The 19,132-nt window shown below is 64.6% G+C and carries 19 protein-coding genes; 11 read left to right on the forward strand and 8 right to left on the reverse strand.

Annotation, left to right across the window (positions count from 1 at the left end; translation table 11 throughout):
• Positions 1-6: 6 nt before the first annotated feature.
• Genes OKW27_RS27140 through OKW27_RS27150 form a run of 3 tightly spaced genes read right to left on the reverse strand, consistent with a single transcriptional unit; the run spans position 7 to position 2,775 of the window.
• Positions 7-630, reverse strand: a complete 624-nt coding sequence (locus tag OKW27_RS27140; protein WP_090802041.1) for an HAD family hydrolase — start codon at positions 628-630, stop codon at positions 7-9.
• A 33-nt stretch (positions 631-663) separates the two neighbouring features.
• Positions 664-2,478, reverse strand: coding sequence for an aminopeptidase P family protein (locus tag OKW27_RS27145; RefSeq protein ID WP_429335373.1), 1,815 nt, complete (start codon positions 2,476-2,478; stop codon positions 664-666).
• Positions 2,479-2,496: 18 nt separating this feature from the next.
• Positions 2,497-2,775, reverse strand: coding sequence for a hypothetical protein (locus OKW27_RS27150; protein ID WP_429335374.1), 279 nt, complete (start codon positions 2,773-2,775; stop codon positions 2,497-2,499).
• 229 nt (positions 2,776-3,004) lie between these two features.
• Here OKW27_RS27150 and OKW27_RS27155 point away from each other — a divergent pair, with 229 nt between their 5' ends.
• From OKW27_RS27155 to OKW27_RS27185, 7 genes are all read left to right on the forward strand, one after another.
• On the forward strand, positions 3,005-3,715 hold the full coding sequence (locus OKW27_RS27155; RefSeq protein WP_090802046.1) for a response regulator transcription factor: 711 nt from the start codon (positions 3,005-3,007) through the stop codon (positions 3,713-3,715).
• A gap of 79 nt (positions 3,716-3,794) precedes the next feature.
• A complete protein-coding gene (gene hemA, locus OKW27_RS27160; protein ID WP_429335375.1) occupies positions 3,795-5,081 on the forward strand; it encodes a glutamyl-tRNA reductase in 1,287 nt (428 codons plus the stop codon).
• A gap of 121 nt (positions 5,082-5,202) precedes the next feature.
• A complete protein-coding gene (gene prfA, locus OKW27_RS27165) occupies positions 5,203-6,285 on the forward strand; it encodes a peptide chain release factor 1 (RefSeq protein ID WP_429335376.1) in 1,083 nt (360 codons plus the stop codon).
• A gap of 10 nt (positions 6,286-6,295) precedes the next feature.
• Positions 6,296-7,183 (forward strand): peptide chain release factor N(5)-glutamine methyltransferase, encoded by an 888-nt coding sequence (gene prmC, locus OKW27_RS27170; protein WP_429335377.1) that lies wholly within the window; start codon positions 6,296-6,298, stop codon positions 7,181-7,183.
• 112 nt (positions 7,184-7,295) lie between these two features.
• A complete protein-coding gene (gene grxD, locus OKW27_RS27175; RefSeq protein WP_018420101.1) occupies positions 7,296-7,607 on the forward strand; it encodes a Grx4 family monothiol glutaredoxin in 312 nt (103 codons plus the stop codon).
• Between the two features lie 40 nt (positions 7,608-7,647).
• A complete protein-coding gene (locus tag OKW27_RS27180; protein WP_090802052.1) occupies positions 7,648-8,250 on the forward strand; it encodes a UbiX family flavin prenyltransferase in 603 nt (200 codons plus the stop codon).
• 134 nt (positions 8,251-8,384) lie between these two features.
• Positions 8,385-9,170: a DODA-type extradiol aromatic ring-opening family dioxygenase gene (locus OKW27_RS27185; protein ID WP_429335378.1), complete on the forward strand. Its 786-nt coding sequence runs from the start codon at positions 8,385-8,387 to the stop codon at positions 9,168-9,170.
• Positions 9,171-9,287: 117 nt separating this feature from the next.
• Here OKW27_RS27185 and OKW27_RS27190 read toward each other — a convergent pair whose 3' ends face one another.
• Positions 9,288-10,883, reverse strand: coding sequence for an APC family permease (locus OKW27_RS27190; protein WP_429335379.1), 1,596 nt, complete (start codon positions 10,881-10,883; stop codon positions 9,288-9,290).
• A gap of 429 nt (positions 10,884-11,312) precedes the next feature.
• Between OKW27_RS27190 and OKW27_RS27195 the strand changes: the two genes are divergently transcribed.
• Positions 11,313-11,516 carry a cold-shock protein gene (locus tag OKW27_RS27195; protein ID WP_007180251.1) on the forward strand — a complete coding sequence of 68 codons (204 nt, stop codon included), beginning with the start codon at positions 11,313-11,315 and terminating at the stop codon, positions 11,514-11,516.
• A 133-nt stretch (positions 11,517-11,649) separates the two neighbouring features.
• Here the strand turns inward: OKW27_RS27195 and OKW27_RS27200 are convergent, their stop codons facing one another.
• Entirely contained in the window at positions 11,650-12,900 is a 1,251-nt protein-coding gene (locus OKW27_RS27200) for an Hsp70 family protein (protein WP_429335380.1), read from the reverse strand.
• Between the two features lie 188 nt (positions 12,901-13,088).
• On the opposite strand from OKW27_RS27200, the gene OKW27_RS27205 reads away from it, so the two are divergent.
• Positions 13,089-14,582 carry an MFS transporter gene (locus OKW27_RS27205; protein WP_429335381.1) on the forward strand — a complete coding sequence of 498 codons (1,494 nt, stop codon included), beginning with the start codon at positions 13,089-13,091 and terminating at the stop codon, positions 14,580-14,582.
• Positions 14,583-14,685: 103 nt separating this feature from the next.
• On the opposite strand, the gene OKW27_RS27210 is transcribed toward OKW27_RS27205, so the two are convergent.
• Positions 14,686-15,303, reverse strand: a complete 618-nt coding sequence (locus OKW27_RS27210) for a nitroreductase family protein (protein WP_090802060.1) — start codon at positions 15,301-15,303, stop codon at positions 14,686-14,688.
• A 169-nt stretch (positions 15,304-15,472) separates the two neighbouring features.
• Complete coding sequence (locus OKW27_RS27215; RefSeq protein WP_090802061.1) at positions 15,473-16,756, reverse strand: MFS transporter; 1,284 nt, start codon at positions 16,754-16,756, stop codon at positions 15,473-15,475.
• Positions 16,757-16,907: 151 nt separating this feature from the next.
• Here OKW27_RS27215 and OKW27_RS27220 point away from each other — a divergent pair, with 151 nt between their 5' ends.
• Both OKW27_RS27220 and OKW27_RS27225 read left to right on the forward strand, forming a co-directional pair.
• Complete coding sequence (locus OKW27_RS27220; protein ID WP_429335382.1) at positions 16,908-17,555, forward strand: TetR/AcrR family transcriptional regulator; 648 nt, start codon at positions 16,908-16,910, stop codon at positions 17,553-17,555.
• A gap of 58 nt (positions 17,556-17,613) precedes the next feature.
• Positions 17,614-18,168: a DUF1415 domain-containing protein gene (locus tag OKW27_RS27225; RefSeq protein WP_429335383.1), complete on the forward strand. Its 555-nt coding sequence runs from the start codon at positions 17,614-17,616 to the stop codon at positions 18,166-18,168.
• Positions 18,169-18,188: 20 nt separating this feature from the next.
• On the opposite strand, the gene OKW27_RS27230 is transcribed toward OKW27_RS27225, so the two are convergent.
• The gene (locus OKW27_RS27230; RefSeq protein ID WP_429335384.1) at positions 18,189-19,031 is read right to left on the reverse strand and encodes a class I SAM-dependent methyltransferase; all 843 of its coding nucleotides are present in this window, start codon (positions 19,029-19,031) and stop codon (positions 18,189-18,191) included.
• Between the last annotated feature and the right edge of the window lie 101 nt (positions 19,032-19,132).

Below are 19,132 nucleotides of genomic sequence, written 5' to 3' on the forward strand. Positions count from 1 at the left end.
GTCAGCTCATACCGGCAAGCCCAACTCGCGCAGCTTGGCTTCCGTTTGCGCGGCGCTCGTGTGATGCACGCCGTGCCAGCCGAGCGCCTTCGCGGCTTCGGCGTTCTTCGCGTTGTCGTCGATGAAGACGAGTTCGGCCGGCTCGACACCGGGCATTTGCAGTTCGATGCGCCGGCGCATCTCCGCGAAGATCGCCGGGTCGGGCTTCACGAGCTTCACGCGCCCCGACACGACGACGTCGCGAAACCGCCGCAGCACCGGATAATGCTCCCACGCGTACGGAAACGTCTCGGCCGACCAGTTGGTCAGCCCGAAGAGCGGCACCTCGGCCGCTTCGAGCTTTTCCATCAGCGCGATGCCGTCGTCGAGCACACCCGCCACCATCTGGTGCCAGCGCTCATAGAACGCGCGGATCAGCGGTTCGTGATCGGGAAACCGCGCGATCAGCTCGTCGGTGGCTTCGACGATCGGCTGGCCGCCATCCTGGCGGATCACCCAGTCCATCGAGCAGACGTGCGTGAGGAACCAGCGGCGCTCGAGTTCGTCGGGAATCAGCTCGCGGTACAGGTACTCGGGACTCCAGTCGATCAGCACACCGCCGAAATCGAACACCACTGCCTTGATCGCCATGCACCACGCTCCTTTGGAAGGTCGTCGCTATGCTCAGATGGGTTGCGTGCGCAGTTCCAGCCACGCTTTCGCGTCGCCCGATACATGCGGCGCGAGTCGCGCGCGCACCGTCTCGTGATACGCGTTGAGCCACGCGCGCTCGTCGTCGCGCAGCAGCGACAGCTCGATGCAGCGCGCGTCGATCGGGCACAGCGTCAGCGTTTCGAACTTCAGGAAGTCGCCGAATTCGGTTTTTTCCGCGGCCACGTTCAGCACGAGGTTTTCGATTCGCACGCCCCACTTGCCCGACCGATACAGACCCGGCTCGTTCGACGTGATCATGCCCTCCTCCATCGCGGTCCACGGTTCGGCCGGTGCGTAGTGCGAGATCACCTGCGGGCCTTCGTGCACGTTCAGGAAGTAGCCGACCCCGTGACCGGTGCCGTGGCCATAGTCGGCGCCGGCCTGCCAGATCGGCGCGCGCGCGATCGCGTCGAGCATCGGCGAGCGGATGCCGCGCGGGAATTGCGCGCGTGACAGCGCGATCATGCCCTTCAGCACGACGGTGAAATCGCGGCGCTGTTCGCTGCTCGGCGTGCCGACCGGGACGACGCGTGTAATGTCGGTCGTGCCGCTCAGATACTGGCCGCCCGAATCGATCAGCAGCAGGCCGTTGCCTTCGATCACCGCATGCGACTCCTCGGTCGCGCGATAGTGCGGCATCGCGCCGTTCGCATTGAAGCCCGCGATCGTCGCGAAGCTCAGCGACACGAAGCCGGGACGGCGCGCGCGAGCTGCCGTCAGACGCTCGTCGATCGTCAGCTCGGTGATGCGCTCGCGGCCCAGCGCGCTTTCGAACCACGCGAAGAATTCGGCGAGCGCGGCGCCGTCCTGCTCCATCGTCTCACGCACGTGCGCGGCATCGGCGGCGGTCTTGCACGACTTCATGAAAGTGGACGGATTGACCGCCTCGACCACCTTGACCGACGACGGCACCGCCTGCAGCGAGCCGTACGTGATGCGGCGCGGATCGATCAGCAGTGTGCTGCCGGCTGGCAGCGCAGCAAGCGCGGCGGCGGTTTTCGCGTACGGCTCGACGCTGATGCCGTCGCGCCCGAGCACTTCGGCGAGCGCCGGCGACACCTTGCCGTCGGCGATAAATAGCGACACCCGATCCACGCCGATCAGCGCGTGCGCGACGAACACCGGGTTGTAGCTGACGTCGGCGCCGCGCAGATTCAGCAGCCAGGCGAGGTCGTCGAGCGTCGAGATGAAGTGCCACTGCGCGCCTTTCTCGACCATCGCGCGACGCACCTGCGCAAGCTTGTCCGCACGTGTGACGCCCGCTTGCGGCGCGGCGTGCTCGAAGACGGCGTCGGCGGGCAGCGCCGGGCGCTGCGCCCAGATCGCGTCGAACAGGTCGAGGTCGGTGCGCAATTGCACGCCGCGCGCGTTCAGTGCGGCGCTCAACGCGCGCGCGGCCGCGACGCCCAGCACCGCGCCGTCCACACCGACCGTGCCGCCGCTCGCGACGTTCTGCGCGAGCCATTCGAAATGCGGCGTCGTGAGCTGGCCGCCGGTCATCTTCATCAGCTCGACACCGCTGCCGGCGAGCTCCGCACTCGCCTGCTCCCAGTAGCGGCTGTCGGTCCAGACGCCGGCGAAATCGGCGGTGACGATCAGCGTGCCGGCCGAGCCGGTGAAGCCCGACAGCCACTGGCGGCCTTGCCAGCGCCCTGGCAGATACTCGGACAGATGCGGATCCGCCGACGGCACGAGGTAAGCGGCAATGCCCTCGCGCGCCATCGCGGCGCGCAGGTTCGCGAGGCGCTCGGGAATGAAGGAGGTTTCGGGAAGTCGGGCGTTCATGGAGTTACCTGCAAGGATTCATCGACGGATGGACCGGCGCGTTGATTGACGCGACAAGAGGCCGACCGTCACGGCGACGGCGACGAGCGCGACGGCGGTGCATACCGGCCATTCGAGCATGTCGCCGTCATGGAAGAGACTTGTCACGTTGCCGGCCATCCGCGCGACGCTCGTGCCGAGCACACCGGCCAACAGCGCGGCCCACCAGCGGGCGCGGCTCGCGCGGCGCTGCGGATGCAACCACCAGCCCGCGAGGCCGATCACCGCGCCGAGTACGAGAATGCCTGGCCAACCCATCAGGCGTCGACTCCAGACTGGGCGCTCAAACACGGCAAGATCAATTTCGGATTCGTCTCATAGGCGAAAGGAGCCGCCAACGCTAGCATTTTTGCCTCCTCAACTATACAAGTTCAGCACGGCGCTTTCCGCATAGCGGTTGAGTTTAGGGATCGGGGTGTGCTTAGGCAAGTTGTAAGTCTGACGAAAACGCCTCATGCTTCGCCCGTTGCCAGGCTGACGCAGCGCCATGCGCATCGCCCTTATCGAACCCGACCTGCAACACGCCAAACTGGTTGACCGGCTCATTTTCGCCGGCGGCCACGCGTGCCAGCACTTCACCACTAGCGCCACCTTCCTGCAGCGCGCTACCGACGAATTTTTCGACCTGTTGATCACCGAAAGTTGGGCCGGCGACCATTGCGCCGAAGACGTGATCCCGCGCGCGCGCTCCATTCTGCCGGGCCTGCCCGTCATGATGCTGCTGAGCGCACCGCGCGAATGCCAGATCGTCGCCGCGCTGCATGCCGGCGCCGACGACTGTCTCAGCAAGCCAGTGCGCGGCCCCGAAATGCTCGCGCGTGTCGAGGCGCTGCAGCGCCGTGCGGGCCTGCGGCGGCCGCCCAACCGTCGACGCGACGTGATCGGCGGCTATACGTTCGACGCGGCGAATTTGGCCGTGACATTCCGCGACCTGACCGTGATCCTGACGCCGAAGGAATTCCGCCTCGCGCTGGTGCTGTTCAACAATCTCGCGCGGCCGGTGTCGCGCGCGCATATTCTCGAAACCGTGTGGGCCCGCCGCCGTGACGTAAATTCGCGCACCATCGACACCCACGCGTCGCGCGTGCGCAGCAAGTTGCAACTGCGCCCGGAGCTTGGCTACACGCTGACGCCGATCTATGGTTACGGTTACCAGCTCGACGCGATCCCGCCGGAGAGCCTGACAGGCGCGAACTGACGCATGCGGGATATATGGCGGGCAGAATGTGAGTATCGTGGAAACGCTATAATATAGGGCTGAACGATAGCTCCCCCAAATGCAGCTTCTAACGATCGGAATCAACCATCACACTGCGCCTGTCGCCTTGCGCGAACGCGTGGCGTTTCCGCTCGAACAGATAAAGCCCGCTCTGAATACGTTCAAAGGCATCTGGCTGGGCCACATGGCCCCCAACGCGCCCGAGGCGGCAATTCTGTCCACCTGCAACCGCACCGAACTGTACTGCGCGACCGACGACCTCGCCGCGCGCGAAGCCTCGGTGCAGTGGCTGTCGAAGTACCACAACCTCCCGATCGATGAACTCGCGCCGCACGTCTATGCGCTGCCGCAGTCCGAAGCCGTGCGCCATGCGTTCCGCGTCGCGTCAGGGCTCGATTCGATGGTGCTCGGCGAAACGCAGATCGTCGGACAAATGAAGGAGGCGGTGCGCACCGCCTCCGAAGCCGGCGCCCTCGGCACCTACCTGAATCAGCTATTCCAGCGCACCTTCGCCGTCGCGAAGGAAGTGCGCAGCACCACCGAGATCGGCGCGCAGTCGGTGTCGATGGCCGCCGCCGCGGTACGCCTCGCCCAACGCATTTTCGATAAGATCGCGAACCAGCGCGTGCTGTTCATCGGTGCTGGCGAAATGATCGAGCTTTGCGCGACGCACTTCGCGGCGCAGCATCCGCGGGAACTCGTCGTCGCGAACCGAACCGCCGAGCGCGGCATGCGGCTCGCCGAGCGCTTCAACGGCCGCGCCATTCCGCTCTCCGAGCTCCCCGCGCGGATGCACGAATTCGACATCATCGTGTCGTGCACGGCGTCCACGTTGCCGATCATCGGTCTTGGCGCAGTCGAGCGCGCGGTCAAGGCGCGCCGTCACCGGCCGATTTTCATGGTCGACCTCGCGGTGCCGCGTGACATCGAACCCGAAGCCGGCCAGCTCGAAGACGTGTTCCTGTACACCGTCGACGACCTCGGTGCGATCGTCCGCGAAGGCAATGCGTCGCGCCAGGCCGCGGTCGCGCAGGCCGAAGCGATCATCGAAACGCGCGTGCAGAACTTCATGCAGTGGCTTGATGCGCGCAGCATCGTGCCGGTCATCCGCCACATGCACACGCAGGCCGACACGCTGCGCCGCGCAGAGGTCGAACGCGCGCAGAAAATGCTCGCGCGCGGCGACGATCCGGCCGCAGTCCTCGAGGCACTGTCGCAATCGCTCACCAACAAGCTGATCCATGGTCCTACGCACGCGCTGAATCGCGCGAGCACCGACAACCGCGACAAGCTGATCGAGCTGATGAGCGGCTTCTACAAACACCCCGGCTCTACCGAGCGTTAGCGGCGCAGTGCTCGCCGCACCTCCGCGCGCCACCGCCGTGGCTCGCAAAGTGCTTCCGCCCCGGGCATTCGCCCGTTCCCCTGGCCGCATCCATTCCGGAGTCCGCTCCGCTACCCGCCCGATGAAAACGAGCATGCAACGCAAGCTCGACCAGCTGACCACCCGGCTGGCCGAACTGAACGACCTGTTGAGCCGCGAGGACATCACCGCCAACCTCGACCAGTACCGCAAGCTGACGCGCGAACACGCGGAGCTCGACCCGGTCGTCGAGCATTACGGGCTGTGGCGCCAGGCGCAAAACGACGCCGCCACCGCGCAGGACCTGCTCGCCGACGCGTCGATGCGCGATTTCGCCGAAGAGGAAATCCGCGCAGCACGCGATCGTATGGAGACGCTCGGCGTCGAACTGCAGAAAATGCTGCTGCCGAAAGACCCGAACGACGAGCGCAACATTTTCCTCGAAATCCGCGCGGGCACCGGCGGCGACGAATCCGCACTGTTCGCGGGCGATCTGCTGCGCATGTATCTGCGCTATGCCGAGCGCAACCGCTGGCAGGTCGAGATGATGTCGGCGAGCGAATCGGACCTCGGGGGCTATCGCGAAGTGATCGTGCGAATTGCCGGCGATGCCGCGTATTCGAAGCTGAAGTTCGAGTCGGGCGGGCATCGCGTGCAGCGCGTGCCGGCCACCGAAACGCAGGGCCGCATCCATACCTCGGCGTGCACGGTCGCGGTGATGCCGGAAGCGGACGAGATCGGCGAAGTCGAGATCAATTCGGCCGATCTGCGTATCGACACGTTCCGCGCGTCGGGCGCGGGCGGCCAGCACATCAACAAGACCGACTCGGCGGTGCGCGTCACGCACTTGCCGACGGGCATCGTCGTCGAATGTCAGGACGACCGCTCGCAGCACAAGAACAAGGATCGCGCGCTGAAGGTGCTCGCCGCGCGCATCAAGGACAAGCAGGCGCACGAGCAGCAGGCGAAGGAAGCGGCGACGCGCAAGAACCTGATCGGCTCGGGCGACCGTTCGGAGCGCATCCGCACGTACAACTTCCCGCAGGGGCGCCTCACCGATCACCGCATCAACCTGACGCTGTATCGCCTCGACGCGATCATGGACGGCGATCTCGAAGAACTGATCGCGGCGCTCGTCAGCGAGCATCAGGCCGAACTGCTGGCTTCGCTCGGCGACGCGGACTAACGCCCCGACAATGACCGACGCCTCCCCGGCTCCGCTCGACCCCACCGCTCTGCCCGCCACGGCCGAGGCGCTAATGCGCGCATCGCCGCTGCCGCCGCTCGAAGCGCGGATTCTGCTCACGCATGTGCTCGGTTGGCGGCGCACGCAGCTGATCACGCGCGGCGAGGAGCCGCTCGAACGCGCAAGCGTCGAGCGTTATCGCACGCTCGAGGCGCGGCGCATGGCCGGCGAGCCGGTCGCGCAGCTCGTCGGTGCGCGCGAGTTCTTCGGGCTCGAATTCGAAGTGACGCCGCATGTTCTGATTCCGCGTCCTGAGACCGAGCTGCTGGTGGAGACCGCGCTCGCGGCGATCGAACCTCGGCCGCGCCCACGTGTGCTCGATCTCGGCACCGGGACCGGCGCAATCGCGGTGGCGATCGCGTCGATGCGGCCCGACGCGCAGGTCTGGGCGCTCGACCGCTCGGCCGACGCGCTCGCCGTCGCCGCGCGCAACGGCGCGCGCCTGCTCGACGTGAAACGCCCGGGGGGCGCCGTCGTTTTCCTTCCCAGCGACTGGTACGGCTCGCTCGACGCCGCGTTGCGCTTCGATGCGATCGTCAGCAATCCGCCGTATATCGCGAGCGGCGACCCGCATCTGCGTGAGGGCGATCTGCGCTTCGAGCCGCGCGGCGCGCTCACCGACGAGGCCGACGGCCTCAGCGCGATCCGCACGATCGTCGCCGGCGCCCCCGAGCGTCTCGCCGCCGACGGCACGCTTTGGATCGAACATGGCTACGACCAGGCCGAAGCCGTGCGCGCATTGTTGAGCGAACGCGGTTTTGCCGAGGTCCGCTCGGCGCGCGATCTCGCCGACATCGAGCGGATCAGCGGCGGCGTGCTGCGCGCCGCTGCGGCCTGAGCGCGGTCGCCGAGGCTAAAACCCCAGGCGCGACGTGGCTGCGGCCGCCGGTAGCGAAATCCGCTATCATTTCAGCCTATTCCCATCCTTTATCGGAACCGCAAGGTCAGTCATGGATACGCAACAACGCATCAAGCAAATCGTCGACGGCAACAACGTCGTTCTCTTCATGAAGGGCACGGCCCAGTTCCCGATGTGCGGTTTTTCCGGCCGCGCCATCCAGATCCTGAAGGCGTGCGGTGCCGGTGAAATCAAGACCGTCAACGTGCTCGAAGACGACGAAATCCGTCAGGGCATCAAGGTGTTCTCGAACTGGCCGACCATTCCGCAGCTTTACGTGAAGGGGGAATTCATCGGCGGCTCGGACATCATGATGGAGATGTACGAATCGGGCGAACTGCAGCAGCTGTTCGCCGCGGCCTGAGCGTTCTACGCTTCGTTCGCTTCGTCAGGCGCCGCAAGCCATGCAGCAAGCACGCACCGCGGTGCCTCGCCGGCTGATCGTCGCGATCACCGGCGCCTCCGGCGCGATCTACGGCATCCGGCTGCTCGAGACGCTGCGGCGGCTCGGCGGCGTCGAGAGCCACCTGCTGATTTCGAGCGCGGGTTGGCTCAACATCCAGCATGAACTCGAGTTGGGCAAGGAAGACGTGCATCCGCTCGCGGATGTCGTCCATTCGGTGCGCGATGTCGGCGCGAGCATCGCGTCCGGCTCGTTCGCGACCGACGGCATGATCGTCGCGCCCTGCTCGATGAAAACACTCGCGAGCATCGCGCACGGTTTCGCCGACAACCTGATCACCCGCGCCGCCGACGTCACACTGAAGGAGCGTCGCCGTCTCGTGCTGCTGGTGCGCGAAACGCCGTTCAATCTCGCGCATCTGCGCAATATGACGGCCGTCACCGAAATGGGCGGAGTGATCTTCCCGCCGCTGCCCGCGTTCTATAACCGGCCTGCTTCGATCGACGAGATGGTCGACCACACTGTCGCACGCGTGCTCGATCTGTTTGCGCTGGGGCCGGCGTTGTCGCCGGCGTGGGAAGGATTGCGGGGCGCGCAGGATTAACCGCGTCAACGCGGATTAACAACGGCCGCGACGCAATCAATTCCCACCGAACCCATTTATCAAGCTGGCGTGCGGACCTATATTGGTAGCAACCCAATTTCTCCGTGCCGTGCTTACACGGCCGCGTTGCTGTCATGAACCGCTTACCTTCGCTTTTCCTGTCTCACGGCGCACCCACGTTGCCGATCGATCCGTCGATGCCGTCCGCCGAGTTCGGCGCGCTCGCCACGCAACTGCCGCGTCCCGAGGCAATCCTGATGTTGTCGGCGCACTGGGGCACCGCGCAGCCACTCGCGAGCATCGCGATGGCGCCTGAAACCATCCACGATTTCTATGGTTTTCCGCGCCAGCTCTACGAAATCCAATATCCGGCGCCGGGCGCGCCCGACATCGCACGTAGCGCCGCCGCGCTGCTCGGCGCGAGCGGCATCGTCGCGGACGTGCAGCCGCACGGACTCGACCACGGCGCATGGGTGCCGATGCTGCTGATGTTTCCGCGAGCGGACGTGCCGATCGCGCAACTGTCGATCCAACCGCACAAGGACGCCGCGCATCATTTCCGCGTCGGCCGCGCGCTGCGCGCGCTAAAAGACGAAGGCGTGATGGTGATCGGCTCCGGCCAGATCACCCATAACCTGCGCGCCGCCGATTTCTCCGCGCGCCCGGAAGACGCCGATCCGCGCGTGGCCGAATTCACCGACTGGTTCGAGGACAAGCTCGTCGCGCGCGATACCGACGCGCTGCTCGACTATCGCCGCCAGGCGCCGCACGCGGTGTTGATGCATCCGACCGACGAGCATCTGTTGCCGGTATTCGCCGCGCTCGGTGCCGCCGACGACGAGTATTCGCTCGCGATCCAGTCGCTCGGCACCTACCAACGCTCGCTCGCGATGACGAACTACGTGTTCGGGACCGCCTGATCCGGCTCGGGGTCGCGCACAAAGGTCAACAAAAAGCCCGCCTGATCATCGATCGGGCGGGCTTTTTATCGGCCCCGAAAGACCCGCGTCGAGCGGATCTTCGGTTTCGACCGGCGCTCAATGCGCGCCGATAACTTCGAGCACTTCGTCGTGCACGAGCTGCTCGTCCAGATACTCCGAACGATAGCCGCTGTTCACGCCCCAGAAGTAGAACACCAACGAGAAGGCGATCACGACGAGCATGTCCCAGCCGTACGGCAGAATGCCGAAGCCGCCAAACTCCTTGCTGCCGATCAGCGACAGGATCGCCATGATCGGCAGATACGCGACCAGCCACCAGGCAGCCTTCAGGTCACGGCCCCAGCCCTCGAAGCCCGACTTCGCCTGAAAGTAGAAATACACCGGCAGCGCGACGACCATCAGCAGAATGATTTCGCCGGTCAGCGGCCACCTCGCCCAGTACAGGATCAGCGACGCGCAGACGAACGCGAACGGCGCGATCACCTTCATGCCGGCGATGTGCAGCGGGCGCTCGAGATCGGTTGCCGCGCGGCGCAGTGCCATCAGGCTGATCGGGCCGGTCAGGTACGAGATCACGGTCGCGACCGAAATCACCGCCGCGAGCGAACTCCAGCCGCGGAAGAAGAACAGGAAGATGAACGAGACGAGCAGGTTGAACCACATCGCGTTGCGCGGAACGCCATAGAACGGGTGCACGTTACCGAACATCTTCGGCATCGTGTTGTTGCGCTCCATCGCGTAGATCATGCGCGAGGTGGTTGCCATGTAGGTCGTACCGGTGCCGCTCGGGCTCACGAACGCGTCGACGTACAGCAGGATCGCCAGCCAGTTCAGGTTCAGCGCAATCGCCAGTTCCGCGAACGGCGAAGCAAAGCTGAAGTGGCTCCAGCCCTTCATCACGTCGGCCGGATTCACGGCGCCGATGTATGCGATCTGCAGCAACACGTAGATCACGAGCGCGAGCAGGATCGAGCCGATCACCGCGAACGGCACGCTCCTGGCCGGATTTCGCGCTTCACCGGCCAGGTTGATCGGGCTCTGGAAACCGTTGAATGCGAACACGATGCCGCTCGTCGCGACTGCGGTCAGCACCGCCGACCAGCCGTACGGCGCGAACGTGGTCGTCTGACCAAAGTTCTCGGTGTGGACGCCTGTCATCATCAGGCCGACGATCGTTGCGCCCGGGATCAGGAACTTGAAGATCGTGATCGCCGAGTTGGCGCGCGCGAACAGCTTGACGCCCCAGTAGTTGAGCAGGAAATAGATGATGACGAGCCCGGCGGACAACAGCAGGCCGTTGGTCGTCAACGACCCGTCGACGAACAGCGCATGCGCCCAAGGATAGGGCCAGGTACTCATATATTGGATCGATGCTTCGGCCTCGATCGGGATCACCGACACGATCGCGATCCAGTTGGCCCACGCGCTGATGAAACCGACCAGCGCGCCGTGCGAGTAGCGCGCATAGCGCACCATCCCGCCAGATTCCGGAAACATCGCGCCAAGTTCCGCGTAGGTCAGGGCAATCGCGAGAATCACGACCGCACCGATGATCCATGCGCAAATCGCAGCCGGACCGGCAATTTTTGCAGCCTTCCACGCGCCGAACAGCCAACCCGAACCGATGATCGAGCCCAGACCGGTCAGCATCAGCGCGAATGGCCCGATGTTCCGTTGTATAGAACTTTTCAAGTCTTCTCCTAAATCAGAACCATGTCGGCACCGCGTGACATCGCTTGTGGCGGTGGGGACGGGGTGACGCGCATGTAAGCGCGTCCAGATGCGGAATAGGTGCAACCGACGCGCGGCGCGTAGTTTAACGGTTGCACCGTGTTACTGCAGCGAAACCGCAGCCGAACTAAGGGTTCTCCCTACAAAAAGTTGTCCCCATGCGCAAGCTTTGTAAGAAAATTTCGGATCTGTCCGGCAAAGTTTCGTCTAGACTGTTGACCTTCGTCCGAATTCGCCGTATAACGTTCGGGCAGGATTTCAAGTGGCGAGTGAAGTGGTTCTTTCGTAGTTCGCCCATCAACGGTACTCCGGTTGGTCCCATTACCCCCTTCCTTGATTTTCATGCACCCCGGGCTTCGGCCTTATTCACCATTTTTAGGAAAAAGTAATATGGAAACCGGTACCGTCAAGTGGTTCAACGACGCTAAGGGCTTTGGCTTCATCACTCCGGACGGCGGCGGTGAAGATCTGTTCGCGCATTTCTCGGAAATTCGCACTGAAGGCTTCAAGACGCTGCAAGAAAACCAGAAGGTCACGTTTGAAGTGAAGACGGGCCCGAAGGGTAAGCAAGCGGCTAACATCAAGCCGGTGTAAGCTCCGCGCTTCCTTCTGGACGCAAAAAACCCCGCCTCGGCGGGGTTTTTTATTACGGCGGCCAATCTGAATGCGCCGATTAACTTCGCGTTACTTCGCAATCCGCGGCGGATTATTTATTGATTATTCGGGATTATCCGAATACACGCCGCGCATGAATACCGAGGCCAGTCGCCACGCTCGCGAGACGATCGCCGAATACCGCTTGCGCGTCTGGAAACGCCGCGGCCAACGCGCCCGACAGAAACGCGAGGCCGGTCGACCCGCCGGTGAAATAGATCGCGTCGACATCGCGCGGCGCGACGCCGGCCGCCTGCACCGTATCGCGCGCGGCCTGCACGATGCGTCGCGTTTCTTCCTCGCCTGCTTTGACGAGCTGCGCTTCGTCGAACGCGAGACGCAGATCCTCTTCCACCTGCTCGAGATCGATCACGGTCTCGCCGCCCGCCGCCACGCCGATCTTCGCCTCTTCCGCGTGGGCGGCGAGCGCGTGCCCGAAACGCTGCTCGACCACGCGCATCAGCCGGTCGTGGTGCTTCGTCTCCGTGAAAAGGTGCCGCATCAGCGCGAGTTCGCTGACGCGCTTTGGCGTGTAGACGGTGTTGATCAGGTGCCAGGTCGCGAGATCGAAATAAATCCGGTTCGGGATTTCGCGCCCTTGCGGATCGAGCGACTGGTAGCCGAGTTCGCGCAGTATCGTGGCGAGTTCGACGCGGCGGTCGAAGTCCGTACCCGCGACGTGCACGCCATGGTGCGCGAGCACATCGTCCTTGCGCTCGACGCGCTTCATCCGTTCCGGCCCCACTCGCACGAGCGAAAAGTCCGACGTACCGCCGCCGATGTCCGCCACCAGCACGAGCCCCTCGGCGCTCAGGTGCGATTCGTAGTCGAACGCAGCCGCGATCGGTTCATACTGAAAGTGGATGTCGCGCAAGCCGGCGGTGCGCGCGGCGGCTTCGAGCTGTTGCTGCGCCATCTGGTCGGCGCGCGGGTCGTCGTCGACGAAGAACACCGGGCGGCCCAGCACCGCGCGGTCAATCGCGCCGCCGGCGCTCGCCTCGGCCGCGCGCTTCAGGTGAGTCAGGAACGTCGCGATCACGTCGGTGTACTTGATCGCACTGCCGTCGCCGAGATCGGTCGTATTCTCGGCGAGCGGCGAGCCGAGAATGCTTTTCATCGAGCGCATCAGCCTGCCGTCGAAACCGTCGATGTAAGCAGCGAGCGCCGCGCGCCCGAATTCGCTGGTGTGTTCGTCGGTATTGAAGAAGACCGCGGTGGGCAGCGTCGTGTACGCGCCTTCGACCGGCGCCAGCTTCAGCTGCGGGCCGAGCGGAACCGCGACGGCCGAATTGGAAGTACCGAAGTCAATCGCGCAATAGTTCATGGCAGGAATGGCCGCTCACGGCTGGCGCGCAAAGAAAGGGGAGCGGCTTTGTATCACGAAAACTCCGGCAGCATCAACTGAAGCTGCCGGGACGGCCGCAAGATCGATTGAAATCATGGCGCGGAATGCATCTTGCTGCGTCCGACCGGATATGCCGCCCCATTTCGCCATCGAGGAGACTTCGCGTCATGAGCGTGCCGCCCACCGCCGCCGTCGATGACCAGCACGCCACGCTGATCGAAACCGATCTGCCGTCGCGGCTAGACCGTCTGCCGTGGGGCCGCTTTCATACGCTGATCGTGGTTGCGCTCGGCGTGACGTGGCTGCTCGACGGCCTCGAGGTGACGCTTGCCGGCGCGGTCGCGAGCGCGCTGAAAACCAGCCCGGCGCTGCGCTTTTCGAATGCCGAGGTCGGCCTCGCGGGCAGCGCATACATTGCCGGCGCGGTGCTCGGTGCGCTCGGTTTCGGCTGGCTGACCGACCGGCTCGGCCGCCGCAAGCTGTTTTTCGTCACGCTGACGCTGTATCTGGCCGCGACCGCGGCGACCGCGCTGTCGTGGAATCTGATGAGCTTCATGCTGTTCCGCTTCCTGACCGGCGCGGGTATCGGCGGCGAATACACGGCGATCAATTCGACGATCCAGGAATTCACGCCGGCACGCGTGCGCGGCTGGACCGACCTCGGCATCAACGGCACGTTCTGGGTGGGCGCGGGGCTCGGCGCCGCGGGCTCGCTGGTGCTGCTCGATCCGCACCTGCTGCCTTCCGACTGGGGCTGGCGCGCGTGTTTTTTCATCGGCGCGGTGCTCGCGCTGGTGATCCTGCCGATGCGCATCTGGATACCCGAAAGCCCGCGCTGGCTACTCACGCACGGCGACGAGCGCGACGCCCGCACGATCGTCGAGGGCATCGAGACGCGTTTTCGCAACGCCGGCCACACGCTCGCCGACGACGCCCTCACGCGGCTGCGCCTGCGCGCGCGCGACCATACGCCGTTGCGCGAGGTATTCCACACGCTGTTCAACGTGCACCGGCGCCGCGCGCTGGTCGGTCTCACGATGATGACCGCGCAGGCATTCTTCTACAACGCGATCTTTTTCACCTACGCGCTCGTCCTCACCGACTTCTATCACGTGCCGGGCGACGACATCGGCTGGTATCTGCTGCCTTTCGCGCTCGGCAATTTCCTGGGGCCGCTCGTGCTCGGGCGACTGTTCGACGTGATCGGCCGACGCAAGATGATCGCCGCGACCTACGCGATGTCGGCGATCCTGCTGACGCTGTCCGGCTATCTGTTCGAGCAGCAACTGCTGAGCGTCGTCACGCAGACGGTCGCCTGGATGGTCATTTTCTTCTTTGCGTCGGCGGCCGCGAGTTCCGCGTATCTGACCGTGAGCGAATCGTTTCCGCTCGAAATCCGCGCGCTCGCGATCGCGGTTTTCTATGCGTTCGGCACCGCGCTCGGCGGCATCATCGGGCCGGCGTTTTTCGGTCGGCTGATCGATACGCATCAGCGCAGCGAGGTGTTTTCGGGCTATCTGGTCGGCTCGGCGTTGATGCTCGCGGCGGCGCTCGTCGCGGCGATCTGGGGTGTCGACGCGGAGCGCAAGTCGCTCGAGCATGTGGCCGCGCCGCTGTCCAGCGTGACGGATGGCGAGAACGGCATGGACGGCGCTGCATGAAAAACGCGCGGACCGTGCCGCGCGTGCCTGACTGCTTCGTTGCTCATCGACTGCTTTCTTCGCTTTACGCGAAATCGCGCGGCAAGCGCGGCGAATCCGTCGCTCAGAACGCCTTCTTCCAGGCGCCGGCGTACGCGATATCCGCGAGCGCCGCGCGTTGACGCGGCGCCTTCTCGCGTTCGCGCAGGACCGGGTCCAGTTTGTCGACGTCGCCGTAATGGCCGAGCGAGATCATCGCGATCGGCTCGACGTCCTTTGGTAGTTCGAAGGTGGTACGGAACGCGTTCACGTCGAAGCCGCTCATCTGGTGCGCGGCGAGGCCGAGCGCGTGCGCCTGCAGCACCAGCGACATCGCCGCCGCGCCGGCGTCGTAGAACGCGCAGCGGTTTACCTCGCCCTTGTTGGTCAGTGTGTGCGCGGTCACCGCGATCAGCACTGGCGCAAGCGCATTCCAGCCCTGGTTGAACGGCACCAGCGTGGCGAAAGCCTTCTTGAACGCGACTTCGTCGACGCTGCGATCGAATACCACAAAACGCCAGGGCTGCACGTTATATGAAGACGGCGCCCAGCGCGCCGCTTCGAGCACGGCGCGCAACTGATCGCGGCTCACCGGCTCGCTCGAATACGCGCGAGGGCTCCAACGGCCTGCAATCAGCTCGTGAATGGCAACTTCGGTTGAGGCGGGTTTGGTGGCCATGCGCTTCTCTCGGTAGATATTCATGTTCTCCGGGCGGCTGCCCGAGGCCACATAGCATAACGGGCTTTCGGTGCGCGCTCCAAGTTGCGGCGCGGCGCTATGCGTGCTGGCTGAGAAAACGCGCACGGCCCCGTTATGAGGCCGTGCGTCGTTGCTTCGCTGACGGTGAATCCGCGCGGCTCGCGAGGGCGCCTCAGATTGCCTGCGGCGTCGGCACCTTGGCCGGGCGGTTGATGCGCAGCACGATCACCGCGGCGATCAGACACAAGCCGCCGGAAATCATCGATGCGACCGTGTAGGTGCCAAGACTCGCGCGCAGCATGCCCGCGCCGAGCGCCGCGAACGCCGCGCCGAGCTGGTGGCCCGCGACCACCCAGCCGAACACGATCGGCGCCGATTCCTTGCCGTAGACGTCGGTCGCAAGACGCACGGTCGGCGGCACGGTGGCGATCCAGTCGAGACCGTAGAACACCGCGAACAGCGGCAGTCCGAAAAAGTCGATGCCGAACGCGTGCGGCAGATACATCAGCGACAGCCCCCGCAGCCCGTAATACCAGAACAGCAGCACGCGGCTATTGAAGCGGTCCGACAGCCAGCCCGACATCGTCGTGCCGAACAGGTCGAACACGCCCATCGCCGCGAGCAACGACGCGCCCTGCACTTCGGTCATCCCGTAGTCGCCGCACATCGCGATCAGATGGGTGCCGACATAGCCATTGGTGCTCGCGCCGCAAATGAAGAAGCTGAAGAACAGCAGCCAGAAGTCGCGCGTTTTGCTCGCCGACGCGAGCGTGCCGAATGCGATCGCGAGCGGATTCTGCCTGGTGACGGTCGTCGTGATGGGCGCGTCATGGGGTTCGCCGTACGGGCGCAGCTGCATGCTGGCCGGATGCTCGGGCAGCAGGAACGCGACGAGCGGAATCACGACGCCCGCCGCGAGCGCGACGACCCACACGACCTGACGCCAGCCGTAATGCTCGGCGATGGCCGCGAGCAGCGGCAGAAACACCAGCTGGCCGGTCGCCGAGCTGGCGGTCAGGATACCCATCACGAGACCGCGGCGCGTCGTGAACCAGCGCGTCACGACCGTCGCCGACAGCGACAGCGCCGCTACCCCGGTCGAGCCGCCGACCATCACGCCCCAGATCAGCACCATTTGCCACGGATGCGTCATCAGCGACGACAGCGCGACACCCGCGGCCATCGCGCCGAGCGCGCTCAGCAACGTGGGGCGCACACCGAAGCGCTGCATCGCGGCGGCCGCGAACGGCCCCATCAACCCGTACAGCGCGATGTTCACCGAGATCGCGAGCGAAATCGTCGCGCGGCTCCAGCCGAATTGGTGCTCGAGCGGCACCATCATCACGCTCGGTGTCGCTCGCGTACCCGCCGCCGCGAGCAACACCAGGAACACCACAGCGACTGTCAACCAGCCGTAGTGGAAACGCCCGCCTATCAGTCGCGCAGCCCAGTTCATCGATTCTCCCATCGACGCGGCCCCGGTGGCGGCGTCGTTCGTATTTACGGCCTCGGTGAATGACTTGTGACAGATCGGTCACAATTGTGTTGCGATCTTAGTTACTGGTCGGTAACATGTCAAGGCGTCAATCTCATTTGGGTGACTTGCCATGTCCGACAGCGAAACCCCCAAGCCCGCCCCTACTCGTGCGCGGCGCGCGCGCGGCGCACAGACCGCCGGGCCGCAGGCGCAGCTGCATCTGCTGCGCGCGGCCAGCGAGTTGTTCTATCGCGAGGGCGTGCGCACGGTCGGCGTCGATGCGGTGGTCGAGCGCGCGGGCGTGAACAAGATGAGTCTGTACCGGCAGTTTTCGTCGAAGGACGAGCTCGTGATGGCGTATCTGGCGCAGAAGGACGAGCAGTTCTTCCGCTACGTCGAGAAGAGCTTCGCGAAGCATCCTGGCGAGCCGGCGAAGCAGCTTCAGCAGTACTTCGACGACCTCGCGGTGCGCGCCTCGGTCGACGATTACCGCGGCTGCCCGTTCGTGAACGTGTCGGTGGAGTTTTCGGATACCGCGCATCCGGCGCGGCAGTTCGTGTTCCGCAACAAGCAGCGCTTGATGGCGCGCCTCGTCGAACTGTCGACAGCGGCCGGCGCCGGCGATCCGCAAGCGCTGGCCGATGGGCTCGGTCTGCTGATCGAGGGCGTGTACGCGGCGAGCCAGACTTACGGGCCGGGCTGCGGGCCAATCCTCGCCGCGCCGAAAGTCGCCGCGCAGTTGGTAGCGGCCGCTTGCGCGGAGAAGCCGGTTCGCTGAGCCAGTCCGTCAGCTGGGTCCTTTAGAATTGCGCGTTTTCCCGTCACATCCGTCCGCCATGCCGTTGCCCGCCGAATCCCACGATGCCGTTATCGCCGCGACCCGTCATTGGCTGACGGAGGCCGTGATCGGCCTGAACCTGTGTCCGTTCGCGAAGGCCGTGCATGTGAAGGGGCAGATTCGCTATGCGGTCAGCGAAGCGGACACGCTCGAAGCGGTGCTGACCGACCTGGAAGCCGAGCTGCAGACCCTCGTCGCCGCCGACCCCGCCGCCATCGACACGACGTTGCTGATCCTGCCGCGCGCGTTCGAGGACTTTCTCGGCTTCAACGACTGCCTGTTCTTCGCCGACCGGCTCGTTCAGCAGCTACGGCTCGAAGGCGCTATCCAGATCGCGAGCTTTCATCCGCATTACCAGTTCGAAGGCAGCGAGCCCGACGATATCGAAAACTACACGAACCGGGCGCCCTATCCGATCCTGCATCTGCTGCGCGAGGACAGCATCGAGCGGGCCGTGCAGGCCTTTCCCGACGCGGAAGAGATCTACGAGCGCAATCAGGAAACGCTGCGGCGCATTGGCCTCGCGGGCTGGGATGCGTTGATGAAGCGCTAAGTGAAGCGCCAGGTCGCGCCTCAGGCCGGCACGAAAAATCGCTCCTTCAGCGTATCGAGCCCGAGCGCGTCCAGCACTTCGCCGAGCCGCTCAGCGGGCCGGCGCCGCGGCAGGTCCTTGTACTGCGCGATGATCAACTCGTTTTTCATCGAGTGTTCCCAGCCGACCAGCTCGGTCACGCTGACCTGATAGCCATGCGCTTCGAGCTGCAGGCAGCGCAGCACGTTCGTGATTTGGCTGCCGAATTCGCGCGTGTGAAGCGGATGCCGCCAGATTTCCGTCAGCGCGGTCTTCAGAGCCTTGCCCTTGTTCTGCCGCAGCACGCCGGCTACCTCGGCCTGGCAGCACGGCACGACGACGATGTACTTCGCGTGCTTTTCGAGTGCGAAACGGATCGCGTCGTCGGTGGCGGTATTGCACGCGTGCAGCGCGGTCACGATGTCGATTTCGACGGGCAACCGCGTCGACGTGATCGACTCCGCCACCGACAGATTCAGAAACGACATCCCCTTGAAGCCGAGCCGCGCCGCCAGCTCTTCGGACTTCGTCACCAGCTCTTCGCGCGTTTCAATGCCGTAAATGTGCGAAGCCCCACCAGCGACATCCTGAAACTCCTTGAAAAACAGGTCGTACAGGATAAAACCGAGGTATGACTTACCCGCGCCGTGATCGACGAGCGTCAGCGCCCCCTGCTGGTCCTTCAGGTCCTTGAGTAGCGGCTCAATGAACTGGAACAGATGGTAGACCTGCTTCAGCTTGCGACGGCTGTCCTGATTCATCTTGCCGTCGCGCGTGAGGATGTGGAGCTCTTTGAGCAGTTCGACGGACTGGTTGGGACGGATTTCGTGGGTTTTGCCGGACATCGTATGGGCCGCCATCAATTGCAGTGCGAACGTGCGACAGATGACGGAAAAAGAGAAAAGTTGCTGCCAGTTTACCCAAAGTGCGGCAATCCCAGCGAGTA

Origin of the sequence: Paraburkholderia sp. 35.1, from assembly GCF_050436525.1 — a bacterium.
GTDB classification, from domain to species: Bacteria; Pseudomonadota; Gammaproteobacteria; order Burkholderiales; family Burkholderiaceae; genus Paraburkholderia; species Paraburkholderia tuberum.